This window comes from Nonomuraea sp. KM90, assembly GCF_052246675.1.
In the GTDB taxonomy this organism is placed as follows: domain Bacteria; phylum Actinomycetota; class Actinomycetes; order Streptosporangiales; family Streptosporangiaceae; genus Nonomuraea.
In genome coordinates this window covers 86,791-104,602 of record NZ_JBQQCB010000014.1, presented here as the reverse complement: position 1 = coordinate 104,602, position 17,812 = coordinate 86,791, and the positions used below count along the sequence as shown (strand labels likewise).

At 70.5% G+C, this 17,812-nt stretch carries 13 protein-coding genes; 7 read left to right on the top strand and 6 right to left on the bottom strand.

Translation table 11 applies throughout. The annotated features are described in order from the left end of the window. Positions 1 to 85 precede the first annotated feature (85 nt). From ACTWPW_RS17970 to ACTWPW_RS17950, 5 genes are all read left to right on the top strand, one after another. Positions 86 to 1,261, top strand: coding sequence for a cytochrome P450 (locus ACTWPW_RS17970; protein ID WP_443169327.1), 1,176 nt, complete (start codon positions 86 to 88; stop codon positions 1,259 to 1,261). Positions 1,262 to 1,606: 345 nt separating this feature from the next. Next, a complete protein-coding gene (locus tag ACTWPW_RS17965) occupies positions 1,607 to 4,171 on the top strand; it encodes a LuxR C-terminal-related transcriptional regulator (protein WP_443169326.1) in 2,565 nt (854 codons plus the stop codon). Positions 4,172 to 4,490: 319 nt separating this feature from the next. After that, complete coding sequence (locus ACTWPW_RS17960) at positions 4,491 to 5,423, top strand: zinc-dependent alcohol dehydrogenase (protein ID WP_443169325.1); 933 nt, start codon at positions 4,491 to 4,493, stop codon at positions 5,421 to 5,423. Between the two features lie 653 nt (positions 5,424 to 6,076). After that, the gene (locus ACTWPW_RS17955; RefSeq protein ID WP_443169324.1) at positions 6,077 to 7,351 is read left to right on the top strand and encodes a DUF4132 domain-containing protein; all 1,275 of its coding nucleotides are present in this window, start codon (positions 6,077 to 6,079) and stop codon (positions 7,349 to 7,351) included. Positions 7,352 to 7,649: 298 nt separating this feature from the next. Next, the gene (locus ACTWPW_RS17950) at positions 7,650 to 9,692 is read left to right on the top strand and encodes a SpoIIE family protein phosphatase (protein ID WP_443169323.1); all 2,043 of its coding nucleotides are present in this window, start codon (positions 7,650 to 7,652) and stop codon (positions 9,690 to 9,692) included. 37 nt (positions 9,693 to 9,729) lie between these two features. Here the strand turns inward: ACTWPW_RS17950 and corA are convergent, their stop codons facing one another. Continuing rightward, entirely contained in the window at positions 9,730 to 10,884 is a 1,155-nt protein-coding gene (corA, locus tag ACTWPW_RS17945; protein ID WP_375111514.1) for a magnesium/cobalt transporter CorA, read from the bottom strand. Positions 10,885 to 11,238: 354 nt separating this feature from the next. On the opposite strand from corA, the gene ACTWPW_RS17940 reads away from it, so the two are divergent. After that, positions 11,239 to 12,213, top strand: a complete 975-nt coding sequence (locus ACTWPW_RS17940) for a VWA domain-containing protein (RefSeq protein ID WP_443169322.1) — start codon at positions 11,239 to 11,241, stop codon at positions 12,211 to 12,213. A 133-nt stretch (positions 12,214 to 12,346) separates the two neighbouring features. Here ACTWPW_RS17940 and ACTWPW_RS17935 read toward each other — a convergent pair whose 3' ends face one another. The 5 genes from ACTWPW_RS17935 to ACTWPW_RS17915 form a co-directional block, all read right to left on the bottom strand. After that, positions 12,347 to 13,348 (bottom strand): magnesium and cobalt transport protein CorA, encoded by a 1,002-nt coding sequence (locus ACTWPW_RS17935; RefSeq protein WP_375111048.1) that lies wholly within the window; start codon positions 13,346 to 13,348, stop codon positions 12,347 to 12,349. A 73-nt stretch (positions 13,349 to 13,421) separates the two neighbouring features. Then, positions 13,422 to 14,675, bottom strand: a complete 1,254-nt coding sequence (locus ACTWPW_RS17930) for an MFS transporter (protein ID WP_443169321.1) — start codon at positions 14,673 to 14,675, stop codon at positions 13,422 to 13,424. Continuing rightward, entirely contained in the window at positions 14,672 to 14,800 is a 129-nt protein-coding gene (locus tag ACTWPW_RS17925) for a hypothetical protein (RefSeq protein ID WP_443169320.1), read from the bottom strand. The genes ACTWPW_RS17930 and ACTWPW_RS17925 overlap by 4 nt, the downstream gene beginning before the upstream one ends. A gap of 376 nt (positions 14,801 to 15,176) precedes the next feature. Beyond that, the gene (locus ACTWPW_RS17920; RefSeq protein WP_443169319.1) at positions 15,177 to 15,875 is read right to left on the bottom strand and encodes a response regulator; all 699 of its coding nucleotides are present in this window, start codon (positions 15,873 to 15,875) and stop codon (positions 15,177 to 15,179) included. Next, complete coding sequence (locus tag ACTWPW_RS17915) at positions 15,872 to 17,122, bottom strand: sensor histidine kinase (protein WP_443169318.1); 1,251 nt, start codon at positions 17,120 to 17,122, stop codon at positions 15,872 to 15,874. Before ACTWPW_RS17915 ends, ACTWPW_RS17920 begins: the two co-directional genes overlap by 4 nt. Positions 17,123 to 17,396: 274 nt before the next feature. Here ACTWPW_RS17915 and ACTWPW_RS17910 point away from each other — a divergent pair, with 274 nt between their 5' ends. Then, the gene (locus tag ACTWPW_RS17910) at positions 17,397 to 17,798 is read left to right on the top strand and encodes a DUF6223 family protein (RefSeq protein ID WP_375111043.1); all 402 of its coding nucleotides are present in this window, start codon (positions 17,397 to 17,399) and stop codon (positions 17,796 to 17,798) included. The last annotated feature ends 14 nt before the right edge of the window (positions 17,799 to 17,812 follow it).

The window sequence follows — 17,812 nt, the reverse complement described above, 5'->3', positions numbered from 1 at the left end:
ACATCATCACTAAACTTACATAAGTTGTACTTTTACTCATAGTGGTGTTATCTCGGAAGTGAAGGCATCAAAGAGAGGCGAACAGATGTCCTTGCTGACACAACGCCAGGCCGGCTGCCCCTTCGACCCGGCACCGGAGCTCGCGCTCCTGCGCGCCGAGCAACCCGTCTCCCCCCTGACCTATCCAGACGGACACGAGGGCTGGCTGGTGACCAGCCATGCCCTGGTCCGTGAGGTGCTGTCCGACCCGCGCTTCAGCCACAAGGCCGAGCTTCTCCACAACCCGCTGACAGGGGTGGGCATCAGCGACAAGCCGCAACCGGCGCCGCCGGGGGCCTTCACCGCGATGGACCCGCCGGAGCACACCCGCTACCGGCAGCTGCTGACCGGCCAGTTCACCGTCCGCCGGATGCGCCGGCTCACCGAAAGGATCGAACAGGTCACCGCAGAGCGGCTGGACGCCATGCAGGAGCAGGGCCCGCCCGTGGACCTCGTCCAGGCGTTCGCCGTGCCCATCCCCGGCCAGGTGATGTGCGAACTGCTCGGGGTGCCCGACGGCGACAGGAGCCGGTTCTACGATGAAATGGCCGTCCTGGGGCGCATGGACGTCTCGCCGGAAGACAAAGCCGCCACCTTCATGTCCCTACGCGGGTACGTGGCCGAGCTGATCCACGCCAAACGCGCCAATCCCACCGACGACCTGCTCAGCGGCCTGGCCGGCAGCTCCGACCTCACCGACGACGAGCTGGCCACCATCGGGTTCATCCTGGTAGGCGCGGGACTCGACACCACAGCCAACATGATCAGCCTGGGCGCCTACGCTCTCATGAGCCACCGCGACCAGATTCCCGCCCTGCGCCGGCGCGGCGCCATCGAGGAACTGCTCAGATATCTGAGCATCATCCCCGCCGGCGTGCGCGCCGCCCTGGAGGACCTCGAGCTCGGCGGGGTCCAGATCAAGGCGGGCCAGTCGGTCACCGTCTCGATCCCCGCCGCCAACCGCGACCCCCAGCACTTCGCCGAGCCGGACACACTCGACCTGCACAGGTCGGCTTCCGGGCACGTGGCCTTCGGGCACGGCATCCACCAGTGCCTGGGACAGCAGCTCGCGAGGGTGGAGATGGAGGTGGCACTGCCGGCGTTGTTCGACAGGTTTCCCACGTTGCGGCTCGCCGTACCGGAAGGGGAGGTTCCGCTGCGCGACGACATGTTGATCTACGGGTTGTACGGGCTGCCCGTCACCTGGGACCCGACCATGTGAAAGACCGTGGATGGCGCCGCGGGCCAGGTCGTGCCGCAGCACGATCCAGTGGCCATCCCACCGCCCATGAGGACCTCCGCTCGGGTGGCCGTGACCGGACGCCGGCTCATGACGACCGGTCGGCGTACGTTCAGGACGACGGTTGCGGCCGGACCGGTGATCGAGTTCGGGGCGGGACGTCGCGTCGCGATCTTGAAAGTGCGCAACAGAAGAGGTGAGGGAACGTCACCTCATCCGGGTGATTAGATCTGGGCTATGCGACCTGACGACGGGGTCCCCCGCGTTCGCCTGGGTGGATTCGTGCCGCGACCGGTCTTGTTCGGACGGCTGACAGCCGCAGGTCGGGTGACCGTGATAGCGGCGCCGGCCGGTAGCGGGAAGACGGTCCTGGTCCAGTCGTGGATCGATGAAGCGAGCATCGACGAGCGGGTCGCCTGGGTGGCGGTCGGACACGACGAAGGTGACCCGCAGCGGTTCTGGCTGTCGGTGCTCGACGCGCTGCGTGGGACGGTTCCGGGGTCGGCGCTGGTGCGGGCACTGACGGCGGCGCCCGATCTGGACGGCTGGGGAATCGTGGAGCGGCTGCTGACCGACCTGGCGCCCTTGGCGGACCGGACCTGGCTCGTGATCGATGACGTGCACGAGCTGGGCTCGGCAGAGGTGCGCCGGCAACTTGAGCTGCTGGTGATGCGGGCACCGTCCGCGTTGCGGTTCGTTCTCCTCACCCGGCAGAACGTGCGGCTGGGATTGCATCGCCTGCGGCTGGACGGCGAACTGACCGAGATCAGGACGGCCGATCTGCGCTTCACGCTGGAGGAGGCGCGGGAGCTGTTGGACGGCGCCGGGGTACGGCTGCCCGAGCCCGCGCTGACGCTGCTGCGGGACCGCACCGAGGGCTGGGTGGCGGGGCTGCGCCTGGCGGCATTGTCGCTGGCCGGACATCAGGCCCCGGAGCGGTTCGTGGCCGAGTTCTCCGGGAGCGAGCGGACGGTGGCCGAGTACCTGCTGGCCGAGGTGCTGGAGCGGCAGAGCGGCCAGGTGCGGGAGCTGCTGCTGCGGACGTCCGTCCTGGAGCAGGTGAACGGCGAGCTCGCCGACCTGCTCACCGGTGGCAGCGGCGGGGAGCGCATCCTGCAGGACCTGGAGCAGGCGAACGCGTTCGTGGTCTGCCTGGACGCGACACGGTCGTGGTTCCGCTACCACCGGCTGTTCACCGACCTGCTGCGGCTGGAGTTGCGCCGCACCGCGCCGGGTGAACTCACCGCACTGCATCGGACGGCCGCCGGATGGCTCGCCGCGCACGGGCACCCGGTTGGCGCGATCCGGCACAGCCAGGCCGCCCACGACTGGAACCTGGCCGCCCGGCAGCTCGCCGACCACTGGCCCGTCCTGTGCCTCGACGGTCAGGCCGCCACCACTCGCGACCTGCTCAAGGGATTCCCCGACGATGTGGTGGCGACCGACGGCGAACTCGCGGCCCTGTTCGCCGCGGAGGAACTCGCGCACGGATCGGTGGAGGCCGCGCAGCGACATCTCGGTCTGGCGGAGCGGAACTTCCCGGCCGTGCCCGCCGAACGGCGCGAACACGCGCGTCTCGTGCTCGGGATCGTCCGGCTGATGCTGGCCCGCCGGCGCGCGGACCTGCCGGCGGCGGCCGAGCAGGCACGAAACCTGCAGGAGATGGCCGCGGCCCGGAACGTGATGCGGCCCGGGCTCGGCGAGGAGCTGCGCGCGCTCGCGTTGATCAGCTTGGACAGCACCGAGTACTGGATGGCCGAATTCGCGCAGGCACGACGGGACCTTGAACTGAGCCGCGCGCTGGCCCGGCGAATCCGGCGACCGTACCTGGAGTTCAGCAGCCTCGCCTACCAGGCGGCCAACGAGTTCTTCCTCTCCTTCGAGCAGGCGGCCGACCACGGAATGCAGGCGGTGGACCTGGCCCGGCGGCACGGCTGGACCGAGGAGCCGGCCGCTGGGGTGGCATACATGACGCTCGGGGCGGTACGGGTCTGGCAAGGACGGCTGGACGAGTCGGAAGCCTGGGTCCAGCGCGCCGAACGCACCCTCGTGGCCAACGCCCAGCCCCTGGCCGGGATAGGGATCTGCCTGGTTCGCGCGATGCTGGAGATGGCACGCGGCCGGCACGTCGAGGCACTGGCCGCCTTCCACGCGGCCGAGCCGCTGTCCGAACTGCTGGCCGGGCCCAATCCGATGGGCATGGCGATGCACGCGTTCCGGCTTCAGGTTCTCGTGCGTTCCGGCGAGACCAAGCGCGCCGCCCAGGCCCTCGCCGACCTGGACCAGCACGATCGCGACCGCGGGGAGATGCGGATAGCGCTGGCGATGCTGCGGCTCACCCAGGCCGACCCACGGGCCGCGACCGACGCCCTGGCGCCGGTCCTGGACGGTTCCGCATCGGTGCCCTGGCCGGACTGGCTGGAACAGGCCTTCCTGCTGGAGGCGATCGCCAGGGACGCGCTCGGCGACCCCGGAGCCGCCGAGCGCGCCCTCGAACGCGCTCTCGATCTGGCCGAACCGGGCGGCGTGTTGATCTGGTTCTTGCTGCAGCCGACGCAGCACCTGCTCAGCAGGCACAGCGCACACCGCACCCGGCACGCCTCCCTCATCGCCGAGATCCAGAGCCTGCTCGCCGGAAGGAGCCCCGCTCCCGGGCGGACCGCACCTCCGCCGCCGCTCGAGCCGCTCAGCGACAGCGAGATCCGTGTGCTGCGGTACCTGCCGACCAATCTGTCGGCACCGGAGATCGCCGACGAACTGTCCCTCTCGCCGAACACCGTCAAGACCCACACGCGCAACCTCTACCGCAAGCTCGGCATCAACCGCCGGGCCGAGGCGGTCACCCGTGCCCGCGCCCTGGGCCTGCTCGCACCGCTCGCTCGCCGCCGCTGACCCGGGCAGTTCCTTACGGAGCCGGACGTTCGACTCGACCGTCTCTCGGGGGTGTGGCGCACCCCGGTTGGGGTGAGGGAAGCCGCAGGTCGCCGAGCTGTCGGCGGGAGGTGATGCCGAGCTCGTCGAAGATGTTGCGCGGGCGCACGGTGTCGATCGTGCGCGCGCTCAGGACCTTGGAGGTCGCCGCGGTGGCCACCAGCCGCGCGGTGCGCAGCTCGGGCTGATCACCCTGATGAGGTGACGTCCCCTCACCCTGTCACCCGCCAGGTTGAAGCAGGAGAACCGAGACGGTGGTTGAAGAGCGGGGAGACGCAACATGTTCGCGGTAGTGAACACCGATGACGGAATCCGCACCGTCGAGGTCGATGAACCTGGTGGAGCGGGGGTATGGCTGTCGGTCGCCGCCGCCGGGATCTGCGGCACCGACGTCATGTTCGCCAACCTCGGCGTCACCAGCTTCGTCTACGGCCATGAATTCGCCGGAGTGGATGACACCGGCAACGCCTATTTCGTCGAACCGACCATTTACGGCGGGGAATGCGCGGAATGCCGTGCCGGTAATCCACAGCGGTGCACCGAGGCCGGCCACGGGAACCTCGGGATGTACCGGGACGGCGGCCTTGCCGAGGCGGTCGTGGTGCCGGAATACACCTTGCTGGCCCTGCCCCCGCAGCTGGACGTGAAGGACGCGTGCCTGATCGAACCCGGCGCCGTCGCCTGGCACGCGTTGCGCCGCGCGCAGGCGCAACCAGGAGAGCGCATTCTCGTGGTCGGCGGGGGGTCGATCGGGCTCCTGGCAGGTGCGGCAGCCCAGTATCAAGGATTGGACGCCGATGTGGACACCCGGCACAGCCATCAGCTGACCGCCGCCGAGCGACTCGGATTAGGGCGGCCGGAGGGGACCTACGACGTGGTGATCGATGCGGCCGGCAGCGAGTCGAGCCTGGCTCGGTCCGCGGACGCCGCACGTCCGGGAGGCCGGATCGTCGCGTTGGGCGTGTACCGGACAACGCTGCCGATCCCGGGGACCCAGAGCCTGGTCAAGGAGCTGACCTACGTCAACAGCATCGCCTACGGCAGGCACGAGGGGGTCCGCGAAGTCGAGGAAGTGGCGTCGATGCTGGCCAAGAAGCCCGATATCGCGCGGACGATCATCACGCATCGGTTCCCGATCCAGGAGGCTCGGGAAGCGTTCCGCGTCGCGGCCGACCGCGGCGCCGGCGCGATCAAGGTGGTCGTCGAGCCCTGATCACCGGGTCAGGTGTCCGGGAACGGAAAAAATCTTGGTCGGCTCCGCGAGTGAGGCTGATTGTCGGTGCCCGTTGATACCTATGGCCTGTCACGTTGACCGACCGACGACGATGGAGCCCCCCCATGGCCACGGCCATCTTCAGAGACGAGAGCGCTGCCGGCAGGTGCTCAGTCCAGATCCCGCCTCCCGCTCGGCCCGGCGCGAGCCCGGCGCGCGAGCTCGTCCGCCTCGTGTCGCGGGCCGGAGGCTGACATGGGCGTCCTCGACAACTTTCCCCGGTCCCAGAGCCACCTGCTCAACTACCGCCTCGAGGGGCTGCCGCGTGCGCTGTTCGCCCGCTACGACGCGGGCGGGCGGCCCGGCACCGACGAGGCCGGGCGCAGGGCGTTCGGCCTATGGGCGCAACTGCGGCTCAGCCTGGGCGACAAGGGCGGCCACGAGCACCCCGAGGAGGTGCTCCGGCTGGTGCGCGAGGTGGCCGGCGGCGACATCCCCTGGACGTTCGAGGACACGCGCTCTCTGTGGGAGATCGCCGACGCGCTGTCGAGTTCCGGTCACACCGGGCACGCCGAGGTGTACCGGATTCCGCTGGCCGCCATCGCGACGCTCGGACACCCCGAGCGCCGTCAGATCCTTGGTGACGCGCCGCCGTGGCACCCGGCCCACCGCAGCCCCGGCCGGGCCGCGTTACGCAAGGACCTGGAGCGGGTCCTGACCGAGCCCCCGGAGCACGGGCCGGCCGGGGTCGTGCGCAGCCTGGTCTGGGACGGCGACCCCATCGCCCGCGCCATGGCAGGGAAATACGCCGCCCGGCTGGCTCACCCCGCCGTGCTGCCCCTGCTGAAACACTGGCGCAAGGCCAAGGCCAACAGGCCGAGCGATATTTCTTGGACCATCCCGTCACCGGCCCCTACACCCGCGCCCTCATCTGGCGGCTCCCCGACGGGTTCGCCGGGCTGCCGGTCAGGAGCGGCGGCGGCTGGGCACTGGCCGGCGCGAGCGGCAGATCCGTGCGTCCGGGCGCCGACACGCCCGTCCGGTTGTGGCACCCTGTCCAGGAGAGCGCCGAGGGGGTGCGCGGCTGGCGCGACCACCTGCTGGAGCGGGGGATCAGGCAGCCGTTCAAGCAGGCGTTCCGCGAGGTCTACCTGCTCACCCCGGCCGAGGAGCGCACCCGCACCCACTCCGACCGGTTCAAGGGTCACTTCGTGCGCTACGGGCAGGCCAAGGCGCTGCTGGAACAGCGCGGCTGGAGCGGGCTGTCGATCGGTCACTGGGACTACGAGTGCGGCGGCGACGTAGGGGCGGCCGTCAAGACGCTCGCCGGCTGGCAGGCGAGCTGGGGCATGCAGGTCGCCTCCGACCCCCACCAGGACGCCTGGGGCACGGCCTCCTGCGCCGCCACCGACGCGATCCGGTTCCGCCGCGCGGATCTGCCCGGCGACGCGCCGCTCACCGAAGTGCCGCCGCTGGTGTTGTCGGAGCTGCTGCGCGACGCCGACCTCGCCGTGGGGGTCGGGTCCCTGGGGCTCGACCAGCAGGCGGCGGTCGGGTACGACGGCTACTGGCATTCGTACGGGTTCGGCGAACTGAACGAGACCGCTCGCACGCGGCGTGACGCGCTGGCCCGGCTGCTGCCCCGGCTGAAGATCGCCGACCGGGCGGAGCTGACCGACCGGTTCCTGCGCGTGCGCGGGAAACTGCGTACCTATCGGATTCATCTGGGGTCGGGCAACATCCTGATGGAGCCGAACGACGCCTACCTGTGCATCGTCCCCGGCCGCGACCGCTCCGCCGCATCGGTGTTCCTGCCGTTCGAGGAGGACGGCGGGATGCTGTCGGTCATCCTGTCGAAGGCGTTCCTGCTGGCGGACGACACCAGGATCAGCGATCCCAGCATCACCCGCCAGCTCGTGACCACCTAGGCCCGCTGCCTTCGAGGGTGGAGGCGCGGTCCCGGTCGCGCGACCACTTCGGCCCGAAGCCCTCCGTGGTGTTCGGCGTAGTGGTGCGGGAAGTGGCATGTGAACACGCGTGGAGTACGCCGCCGAGCCGGTCTCGTCGGCGTACGTTCAGATCGGTGATTCGCTCGGGATCCGTGATCGGGCCGGGAGGGGGCGCCCTGGCCACCTCGAAGACAGTGCGCTGAAGGCGAGGTCGAGTTCGTGCTCTGCCATCCATGGGTAGGGCTGAGGGTGCTTGTGACCGTCGGGGGAGGTCACGATGGATGTCGTAGATCGCGGAAGCAGCGGGCTCTCGTTCGAGATGCTGGATCCCGCGCCGGTGGGGGTGGCGGTGACCCGGGGTTCGGGGCACCGGCTGATCTACAGCAATGCCGTGTACCAGTCGCTGGTCAGCGATCCCGGGGGTGGGGTGTCCGTCGAGGAGGCCTTCTCCGAATCCGTGCTGCCGCACTACCTTCCGCTCTTCGACCAGGTGTACGCCACCGGCGAGCCGGTCATCAGCACGGCCGAGCCGGCGGTGCCGATACGCGGCCGCCGGGACCTGGGGGAGCGGTTCTTCACCTTCAGCCTGTCGCTGGTCGTCTTCGGGCCCGGCGACCACGGGGTGCTCGTGGTGGTGATGGACGTGACCGAGCAGACCACCGCCGCGCACCGGCTGACGGCCAACGCCGAGGAGCGCCACCGCATCCTGCGGCGCTACGAGAGCCTGATGCGCGTCAGCGCGGACATCTTCTGGGTGACCAGCAGGGAAGGCTACGTGTCCGAGCCGAGCCCCAGCTGGGAGCGGGTGACCGGGCAGCCGTGGGAGAGTTACCGCGGGCAGGGCTGGCTGCGGGCGGTCCACCCTGATGATCGACCGGCCACCGTGGAGTCCTGGTCACGGGCGGTCGCCGAGACCACCGAGATGTGGGAGCACGTCTACCGGCTGCGCACCGTCGAGGGCGGTTACCGGCACTTCCAGCTCCGCGCGGTGCCGATCTGCGTGGACGGCCAGGTGGTGGAGTGGGTGGGCACGTCCACCGACGTCGAGCAGCAGTGGCAGGAGCAGCGGCGCCAGCGCCTGCTCGACCGTGCCGCCGCCGTCACGACGCAGTTGCACAGCCTGGAGGAGATGCTCGGCGCGCTGGCCGACGTCATCGTGCCGGAACTGGGCGACGGTTGCGGTGTCTATCTGGTCACCGACCTGACCGACGAGCGCCATGGCGGCGCTCCGTTCGTCATCGAGCGGCTGGCCACCGCCGCGCGCCCCGGCCTGAAGCGGCTGCCGCCCTACAGCGAGGAGCAGCTTCCCGCCGGCAACGCCTTCGTCAAGGCCGTACGGCGGCGGCGGCCCCTGCTGAAGCGGTTCCCCGCCGGCTCGCCGCCACCGGCGCTCGTCCCCACGGGCACGCTGCCGTGGCTGACGACGAACGACGCCAACAGCGCGCTGGTCCTGCCGGTCGTGGTCGACGGTGCGGTGCCCGCCGTGGTCTGCGTGGTGACGTGCGGCGACCGCCCGCCGATCAGCCAAGCCGACATCAGCCTGCTGAACCGCATGTTCGACCACGCCCATGACGCCCTGAGCAGGGCCATCCGCTTCCAGCGCGCACAGCAGATCGCGCTCGCCCTGCAGTACAGCCTGCTCGCCGAGCCACCACGCCTGCCCGGTCTGCAGATCGTGGCCCGCTACCGGGCGAGCCCGGCGGCGGCGGAGGTGGGCGGCGACTGGTACGACTCCTTCGTCCTGCCCGACGGTGTCCCGGTCCTGGTGATCGGCGATGTGGCCGGCCACGATCTGAGCGCCGCCGTCGCGATGAGCCAGCTGCGGAACATGCTGCGCGCGCTGGCGATGGATCGTTGCGAACCGCCGGGGGAGATCCTCACCCGGCTCAACATCGCGATGGAGTCGCTGGCGGACGACGTCACCGCCACGTGCGTGTACGCCCGCGTGGAGGAGTCCGACGGCGGTTACCGGCTGTGGTACGCGGCGGCCGGTCATCCGCCGCCGCTGCTGGTCACCGCCGAAGGCCGGGGACGTTTCCTGGAGGGCGCCGTCAGCCCGTTGCTGGGCCTCCCCCATCAGGGGGCGCGCGTCTCGCAGGTGGAGCCGTTGCCGCCGGGCAGCACGCTCCTGCTGTACACCGACGGCCTCGTCGAGCGGCCGGGCGAGCATCTCGACCGTGGCCTCGAACGGCTGCGCAGCCTGGCGGAGTCGGTCGCCGACGAGCCGGCGGACAGGTTCTGCGACACAGTGGTCAGCGGGCTCCCGACCAGCGGGCTGGACGACATCGCGGTGATAGCGCTCCGCCTGCCGAGACCGTGAGGATCTCCTCGGAGGACATGCTGCCTGGGAGGTGCGGTCAGAGCCAGTCCCGGCGCTTGAAGATCAGGTACAGGCCCAGGCAGGTCAGGGCCATCAGGCCGAGAGCGAAGGGGTAGCCGTAGGGCCAGCGGAGTTCGGGCATGCCGGGGGCTTCGAAGTTCATGCCGTAGACGGTGCCGATGAGGGTGGGGGCGAACAGGATCGCCGCCCAGGAGGAGATCTTCTTGATCTCCTCGTTCTGGGCGAGGCTGGCCTCCGTCATGTGCTTGATCTCCTCGTTCTGCGCCTGGGAGACGAGGGTGGCGTTGACGGTGAGGATGTCGGCGAGCATCTGGCGAAAGCCGTCCACGCGCTCGGCCACGGTGGTCGCATGGTCGGCGACGTCGCGCAGGTAACGCTGGAGCTCCTCCTCGGTGCCGTACTTGTCGAAGCCCGCGGTCAGGCTGTTCAGGATGACCAGCAGGGGACGGGTGGCGCGCTGGAACTCGATCACTTCACGGGACAGTTCGTAGATGCGCCTGGACACGCCGGGGTCGCCGCCGAAAACCTGGGTCTCGATCTCGTCGATGTCGTTCTGCAGCCCGGCGATGACGGGGGCGTAGCCGTCGACGACGTGGTCGAGCACGGCGTACAGGACGGCTTCGGAGCCGCGGGCCAGAAGCTCCGGGTCGGCTTCCATGCGTTCGCGTACCGGATGCAGCGGGGGCGCGTTGCCGTGCCGGACGGTGAGCACGAAGTCGGGGCCGACGAACAGGTGGATCTCGCCGAACTCGACCTGTTCGGCGTCGTCGTCGTAGCGGGCGGCGCGGAGCACGACGAACAGGGTGTCGCCGTAGCGTTCCAGTTTGGGACGTTGGTGGGCCACGATGGCGTCCTCGATGGCCAGCTCGTGCAGCCCGAACTCCTCGCCGAGCGCGGCGAGGTGTGCCTCGTCGGGCTGGTAGAGACCGATCCAGCCCATGCCGCCGGACTGCTCGCTCAGGCGCGCGCGGACTTCGGTGGGGGTGGACGGGCTGTCCAGGCGCTTGCCGTGCCGGTAGAGAGCGGCATCCACGACCTGGCCGTCGGCCGACCGTACGGGGCGGTGGCCACGCGGGTCCATCGACTGCTCGGGGGAGGGCTCCCGCTCCTTGGCCGTTGCTGATTCGGTTCGCCGGACCGGGCGCAGGACGCGCGAACGCCAATCGGACATCATCATGGGGGACCTCCGGAGACACCTCAAGGGTCACCAGCACGGCGGCACAGCCGAACGAGCCGCAGAGCGGCGCTGGTCAGAAAGGGATGAGACGCTCAGCGAGCCGGACTGGGAGGTTGACTGCTCATGCAGCCTCACCTCCTCGCCCTTGGCCGCCGGTCCCGGCGGTATCCGGAAGAACCTGCTCAAGATACCGCACACTCCTTCGTACCGGCAGACATGTCTCATGCGGCGCATGTGTCCGCCGGCCGGGGGTAGACCTGCGGATGTCCGCATGTGACAGGCGCGCCGAGGAGAAGTCAGGCCGCGGGCGCCGCTCCGGGGCGCCGGTGCTGTCCGCGGGGAGGCAGGATGAGCTTTCAGGCCGCCGGATGGTTGTGGTTGTTCGTGGTCCTGGCCGCCGCCGTGGCCGGATACGTCGTCGTGCAGCTCCTTCGGCCTCGTTATGCCGCGCGCTACACGAACCTGAGATTGCTGGACCTGGTGGCACCGAACCGGGCGACCTGGTCGCGGCACGTCGCCGCGGGGCTGTTCGCGCTGGTGATGGGGCTGCTCGTCGTGGCGGCCGCGCGCCCGACCGCCACGGTTCTCGTGCCCCGGGACCGGGCCACCATCGTGGTGGCGATCGACGTGTCGCTGTCCATGGTGGCGACCGACATCCCGCCGTCCCGGTTGCAGGCGGCCAAGTCCTCGGCGAAGACGTTCATCACCAGCCTGCCTGAGCGCTTCAACGTGGCCCTGGTGTCCTTCGCCCGATCGGCGGCCGTGGTGGTCTCGCCCACGGTGAACCACGAGGCGGTGGCTCAGGCCATCGAGACGCTCCAGCCCGCGTCGGGCACCGCCATCGGCGAGGCGGTCTTCTCCAGTTTGGACGCCATCCGTTCCTTCGACCAGCAGGCGGCCAGCGACCCGCCGCCGGCGGCCATCGTGCTGCTGTCGGACGGCGACAACACCGCGGGCCGGACGGTGCCGGAGGCCGCCCAGGACGCCGCCCGGAGCAAGGTGCCGGTCTCCACCATCGCCTTCGGCACCCCGAACGGCACCGTGGAGATCGACGGCCGCCAACTGCCGGTCCCGCCGAACACCGAAACGCTGCGCACCCTGGCCGAGGGCACCGCCGGGCGGACCTACGACGCTCAGACGGCCGACTCGCTGGACGAGGTGTACCGCAGCATCGGCAGTTCGCTCGGCACCATGGCCAGAACGCAGGAAGTCGGGTCCGTGGTGTTGCGCTGGGCGCTCGTGCCGGCGTTCGCGCTGGCCGGCCTGTCGTTGCTGGCCCCGATCAAGCCGGCCTGGTCACGCCGCCCTGCCCGCGGTGGCTGACAGCGGGTGCGGACTCACGGGCCGGAGCCGTGGGGATCGAGCAGGATGATGACGGTCAACAGGACGATCCAGGCGACGACCGCGGCAAGAACAAGTCTGCTCGGGGAGGGTCTGCGGGGGAGATTGGGTGTTCTCATAGCCATCCGCTCTTTCGCAGCAGCCGGTGGACGATGAGCACGGCGATGACCATGACGGTGAGACTTAAGGGGTAGCCGAGCAGCCAGTGCAGTTCGGGCATGTAGTCGAAGTTCATGCCGTAGATGCCGGCGATCATGGTGGGGACGGCGATGAGGGCGGCCCATGACGAGATCTTGCGCATGTCGGCGTTCTGCTGCATGGCCACCGTGCTCTGCTCACGGCCGACCAGGGCCAGGTGGGCGCTCAAGGCGCTGGTGAGCAGCTCGTTGTGCTCGTCGACCTGGGCGTCCACGCGGAGCAGGTGGTCCAGGACATCGCGGAACTGGTCGCGGGTGCCGGCGCACAATGCCACCCGGCCTTTGACGATCTCCTCCAGGACCGGGACGAGCGGGTCCTGGGCGGCCCGGAACTCCAGGACCTCGCGCTTGAGGGAGTAGATGTCGGCGGTGACATCGGTGTTCTCGCCGCTGAAGACGCGGCGTTCGAGCGCGATGAGATCGTGCTCGACCTCGTGGGAGACCTGGGAGTAGGTGTCGACGACCTGGTCGCAGACCGCGTACAGCACCCCGGCCGGACCGGCCGCCAGCAGGTCGGGATCGGATTCGACGCGCCTGCGCACCCCGCTCAGCGGGTTGGCCTGCCCGTGGCGGACGCTGATGAAGAAGTCGTCGCCCAGGAACATGTTGATCTCGCCGACCTCGATGTCGGAGGTCTCTTCCACGTACATCAGGGGCTTGAGCACCACGAACAGGGTGTCGTCGTAGCGTTCGAGCTTGGGCCGCTGATGGGCATGGATGGCGTCCTCCACCGCCAGCGGATGCAGCTTCACCTCGCTGGTGATCAGATCGAACTCCTCCTGCGTGGGCTCGTGCAGGCCGATCCACAGGAAGCAGTCGCCCCTGGCCCGAGCCGCGTTGAAGGCATCGCTGATGTCGCCGCTGATGGTCTCACGCACGCCGTTGCAGTAGATCGCCTTGTTCACAATCACACCGGGCATTCTCGCGTATCCGAACAACCCTCCCATCTGCCTCGCGCAATGTGGCCACCGTCCCGGCCCATCAGCCTCGGCGTCACCGGGATTCGGCCGGCTGCTGGTGCTCCTGGGAACCGGATGAGCCGCTGTCGCTCTTGACCGCCTGCCACACGCCCCGGGCGTCGGCCCCCTGCCCGGGGAGCGAGCGGGTGCAGGCCGCCGCGGCACAACCGGTCAACGCCAGAACGACCAGCGCCGCCGTCGCCCCGCTCGGCCCCCGGTCGAACGACCAGCCCACGGCAATGCCGCCGGCGAACGCGAACAGACCCGAGAGGAACGTCTGCACGCCCAGGTAGGTCCCGAAACGCGCCGGCGGAGCGAGCCGGGCGATCGTCTGGAACACCGCCGGTTGCAGCAGGCCGTCGGCGAGCCCGTGCAACACGGCCACCACCACCAGGCCCGTCAACCCGCCGCCCGCGCCGGCCGCCAGCAGCAGATGGCCGCCCGCGGCCAACAACAGCCCCACGCGCAGCACGCGGGGCCGGTCGGCGCGGCCGGGCACCGCGTACCACGGCTGGACCGCCGCCGACACCATGGCGAGCACGCAGGAGAACACGGTCACCGGCCCCGCGTCCACGCCGCCGAGCGGCACCACCACCGATGACTGGTCCGTCAGCAGCACCGCGGGCGTCGACACGGCCGCGAACCAGAGGAAGACCCGATCCCGCAGGACCGTTCGCACCCCGGAGACGACCCCGCTCCCGACCCGGACGCGCGGAACGTGCCGCACCAGTGAGAACAGGAACGCCGCGCCGGCCCACAGCGCCGCCGCCGTCAGCGCCACCAGCCAGTAGCCGACGCTCAGCAGCGCCAGCCCAAGGACCGGGCCGAGCACCGCCGCGACCTGCAACGTCATCGCGTACGCCGCGTATCCGCGCGCCCTTCGCCGTTCGGCGAGCCCGGCCAGCAGCGACTGCGCCGCCGGATGGAACAGCGCCCCGCCCGTGCCCAGCAACACCGCCGCGACGACCAGCCAGGGCAGGGAGGACACGGTGCCCAGCAGCGCGAACCCGGCCGCGCGCAGCAGGCACGCCACCATTCCGATCCGCACCGGGCCGAGCACGTCCACCAGCGCGCCGACCGGCAGGGAGAGCGTGTGCTGCACGAGATTGCGCAGCGCCAGCACCAGGCCGATCAGCCCGGCGGCCAACCCCAGGTCGACTCTGAGGTGTATGACGACGTGCGCCATCGCCGCGAAGTAGCCCAGCGAGATGGCCGCCTGGATGGCGACGACCACGGCGACCGTGCGACGGTCGCCGTGGTCGGAGGGGTCCTTGTGGGAAACGCTCACGCCGTGGGCGGGACGTTCAGCCGGTGCAGCGGTTCACGCGCGAGCGTGGCGCGCTCGACCCACCCGGCCCGCCAGCCCGTGCCGGGGCCGGGGGCGTTCTGCCGGCCTGACTTGGCGTACAGCACGTACCCGTCCTTCTTCTCCTGCTCGATCAGGTCGCGGGACGGCGCGCTGGTGCGCGCGCGAGGCGGGCGGGCGCAGGGTGGCCGGCCGCTCCATGAACCCGGCCTGTTCCACCGCTGAGCTCCTCAGCGGGCCGTCCAGCCAGAACCGGTCCACCACCGTCCCGGTCCGCCGGCTGCCGTAGCCTACCCGGTGCTGCGCCGCGACCGCGGGGCACCCCCGGCGCCCAGTTCGACCCCGGCTGGGGCGCCGCCGACCTCGTGCGCGCCACGCCGGCCTCGTTCCGGCAGCGGCCCTGAGCTCGGCTCAGAAGCCGGCCCGCTGGTGGTCGCTGATGAGCCCACCAGCCGTCGGTGGGGGCTCGAAGCGGCCCGTGCCTTACGTCGCAGGGCTGACCAGTCCGGTTCGGTACGCGATGACGACCAGTTGCGCACGGTCGCGCGCACCCAGTTTCGTCATCGCGCGGCTGACATGGGTGCGCGCGGTGGCCGGGCTGAGAAACAACTTGGCACCGATCTCGTGGTTGCTCAGGCCCTGTCCCACCAGGGCCAGCACTTCGCGCTCGCGCTCGGTCAGCACCGCGAGCCGCTCGTCCGCGTCCCGGGCGGCTGTTCGGCGCGCGGTGAACTGGCCGATGAGGCGTCGGGTGATCCGCGGCGCGAGCAGCGCGTCTCCGGCGGCGATCACCCGGATGGCCTGGAGGAGCTCGGCCGGCCCGGCGTCCTTGAGCAGGAAGCCGCTGGCACCGGCCTGCAAGGTGTCGAAGACGTACTCGTCGGTGTCGTAGGTGGTGAGGATGAGGACTCGGACCTGCTCCAGCCCGCGCGTCCCGGCGATCTGGGCGGTGGCTTGGATCCCGTCCAGCTTGGGCATGCGGATGTCCATGAGGACGACGTCGGGGCGGGTGGCGCGGGCCCGCTCGACGGCTTCGGCGCCGTTGGTGGCTTCTCCCACCACCGTGATGTCGTCCTCGAGGTCGAGCAGCACCTTGAACCCGGAACGTACGAGACGCTCATCGTCCGCGACCAGCACCTTGATCGGCGCGTTGGTCAGCGGTGACGCGACCGCCGCGTTCATAGACGCGCCCCGGTCGGCGCGAGGGGCAGTCGTGCCTTGACCTCGAACCCGCCACCCGCGAGCGGCCCGGCGTCGAGCTCTCCGCCCAGCAGTTGACAGCGCTCGCGCATTCCGAGGATGCCGCGACCGGGCTTGGCCGAGCCGCCGGCGCCGGCCGGATGCGGGGCCGGTGGGCGCGGGACCGCGGGGCCATGAACTGGGGCGGCACGGCGGCCCTCATCGGTCACGCGGATCTCCAAGGCCTCGAGTCCGGGGTTGAGCGCGACCGTCACCCGAGTCGGGCCGACGTGGCGGACCACGTTGGTGATCGATTCCTGAACAATCCGGTACGCGGCACTTCCCACCGCGCTCGGCAGCGGGGTCGGGGGCGGCGTCTCCTCTAGCTGGATGTCGAGTCCCGCCTCGCGTGCCTTGGCGGCCAGTTCGTCGATCTGCCCCAGCCCGGGGTACGGCACGCGCCCGCCGTCACCGTCGTCGTCACGGAGCACCCCGAGGATGGCCCGCATCTCCTGCAGCGCCCGGGAACTGGTCTGCTCGATGGCCCGCAGCGCCTCGCGTGCCACCTCGGGCCGCTTGTCGAGCACGTGCGCGGTGACGCCGGACTGGACGTTGATGATCGCTATGGCGTGCGCGACGGTGTCGTGGACCTCGCGCGCGATCCGGAGCCGTTCGGCGTCCACCCGCGCCCGCGCCTCCTCCTCGCGGGTCCGTTCGGCCAGCGCGGCGCGCTCCTGCGCTTCGGCCGCGATGACCTGCCGGGACCGCACCGACTCGCCGAGGGCCGCGCTCATGACCGACGCGCCGATCCGGAAGAACACCCAGCCGATGGCGGCGCGTGGCTCGATGTCGGCCGCGGCGACCAGCCAGGCGATGGCGAGCATCGTGGTGCCCACGCCCGCGATCACCAGCGACCGGCGCCCGTCACCGTAGGCGGCGACGGCGTACAGGGCGACGAAGAGCCCGAGCCAACCGGGCCCGTCCGGGAAGTCGAGGCCGTAGTACACCAGGCTGGTGAGCGCGGTGACGACGAACACCGGAACCGGCCACCGGCGGCGGGCGACAACGACCACGCCACTCACGACCAGCAGGACATATCCCAGGTTCCCGAGGTCGGTAAGGGGACGCTGCACCACCTCGCCGGCATTGCGGACTATCGTGCCCTGAACCTGCATCACGGTGATGAAGAGCGCGAGCAACAGGTCCTGCGCCGGCGCGGGCAGGCGCAACGACACCACGCGGTGTTCCATGCCGCGATCCTACGGTTGCCGCCCGCGAGAACACTCCGACCAGACGCGCGGCCGCCTACGACGACGGGCGTACCGAGGCACGAACCGTGTACGCGGAGCTGCGTAGACGCTGCCGTCCGCTGCCGGAGGCCGTGGCCGCCTCGACGGCGCGACGATCGATTCGTGAAACCCCTCCCAGGCGCTCGCGCTCGTCACCGGCACCTCGGCCGGCATCGGCCGGGTCACCGCGCTGCACACGCTGCCGACGCCCGTCATGCGACCGAAAGGAAGCTCAATGTCCGTCCTGTATGTGATTGCCGCACAGGCGGCCTCGCCCGTGTGTACGTCGGCGGCGGAATGCGCGGGCCAGGGTGTCGACACGTTCCTCGGAACCCCTGAGCGGATCTGGGCCAGCGTGGCCGCACTGGTGGCGCTGGGCGGCGTGGCCATCGGCTGGCTGGCGCTGCGCTCAGTCCGTCGTGTCGGCGACGGCGGGCGGAGGGCAGCCGTCGTGGCCCTGGTGGTGGCGCTGACCGGCGGGCTCAACGGCGCGGTGAAACTGGCTGTCGCCGACGGCGGTCTCGGCACCGGCAACGGAGTCTTCGGGGCAGCCTTGGCCCTGATGCTCGGGCTGGTCGGTGCGGTTCTCGGCGGGCTGGCTCTGGCTCGCTCCCGGCGCACCGAGCCGAGCGGCTGACCGCAGCGAATCCA

Bases quoted from the DNA above. Each gene is read 5' to 3' on its own strand.
- ACTWPW_RS17970 (WP_443169327.1), top strand. From the start codon at position 86: ATGTCCTTGCTGACACAACGCCAGGCCGGCTGCCCCTTCGACCCGGCA.
- ACTWPW_RS17960 (WP_443169325.1), top strand. From the start codon at position 4,491: ATGTTCGCGGTAGTGAACACCGATGACGGAATCCGCACCGTCGAGGTC.
- ACTWPW_RS17950 (WP_443169323.1), top strand. From the start codon at position 7,650: ATGGATGTCGTAGATCGCGGAAGCAGCGGGCTCTCGTTCGAGATGCTG.
- corA (WP_375111514.1), bottom strand. From the start codon at position 10,884: ATGTCCGATTGGCGTTCGCGCGTCCTGCGCCCGGTCCGGCGAACCGAA.
- ACTWPW_RS17940 (WP_443169322.1), top strand. From the start codon at position 11,239: ATGAGCTTTCAGGCCGCCGGATGGTTGTGGTTGTTCGTGGTCCTGGCC.
- ACTWPW_RS17935 (WP_375111048.1), bottom strand. From the start codon at position 13,348: ATGCCCGGTGTGATTGTGAACAAGGCGATCTACTGCAACGGCGTGCGT.
- ACTWPW_RS17920 (WP_443169319.1), bottom strand. From the start codon at position 15,875: ATGAACGCGGCGGTCGCGTCACCGCTGACCAACGCGCCGATCAAGGTG.
- ACTWPW_RS17915 (WP_443169318.1), bottom strand. From the start codon at position 17,122: ATGGAACACCGCGTGGTGTCGTTGCGCCTGCCCGCGCCGGCGCAGGAC.
- ACTWPW_RS17910 (WP_375111043.1), top strand. From the start codon at position 17,397: ATGTCCGTCCTGTATGTGATTGCCGCACAGGCGGCCTCGCCCGTGTGT.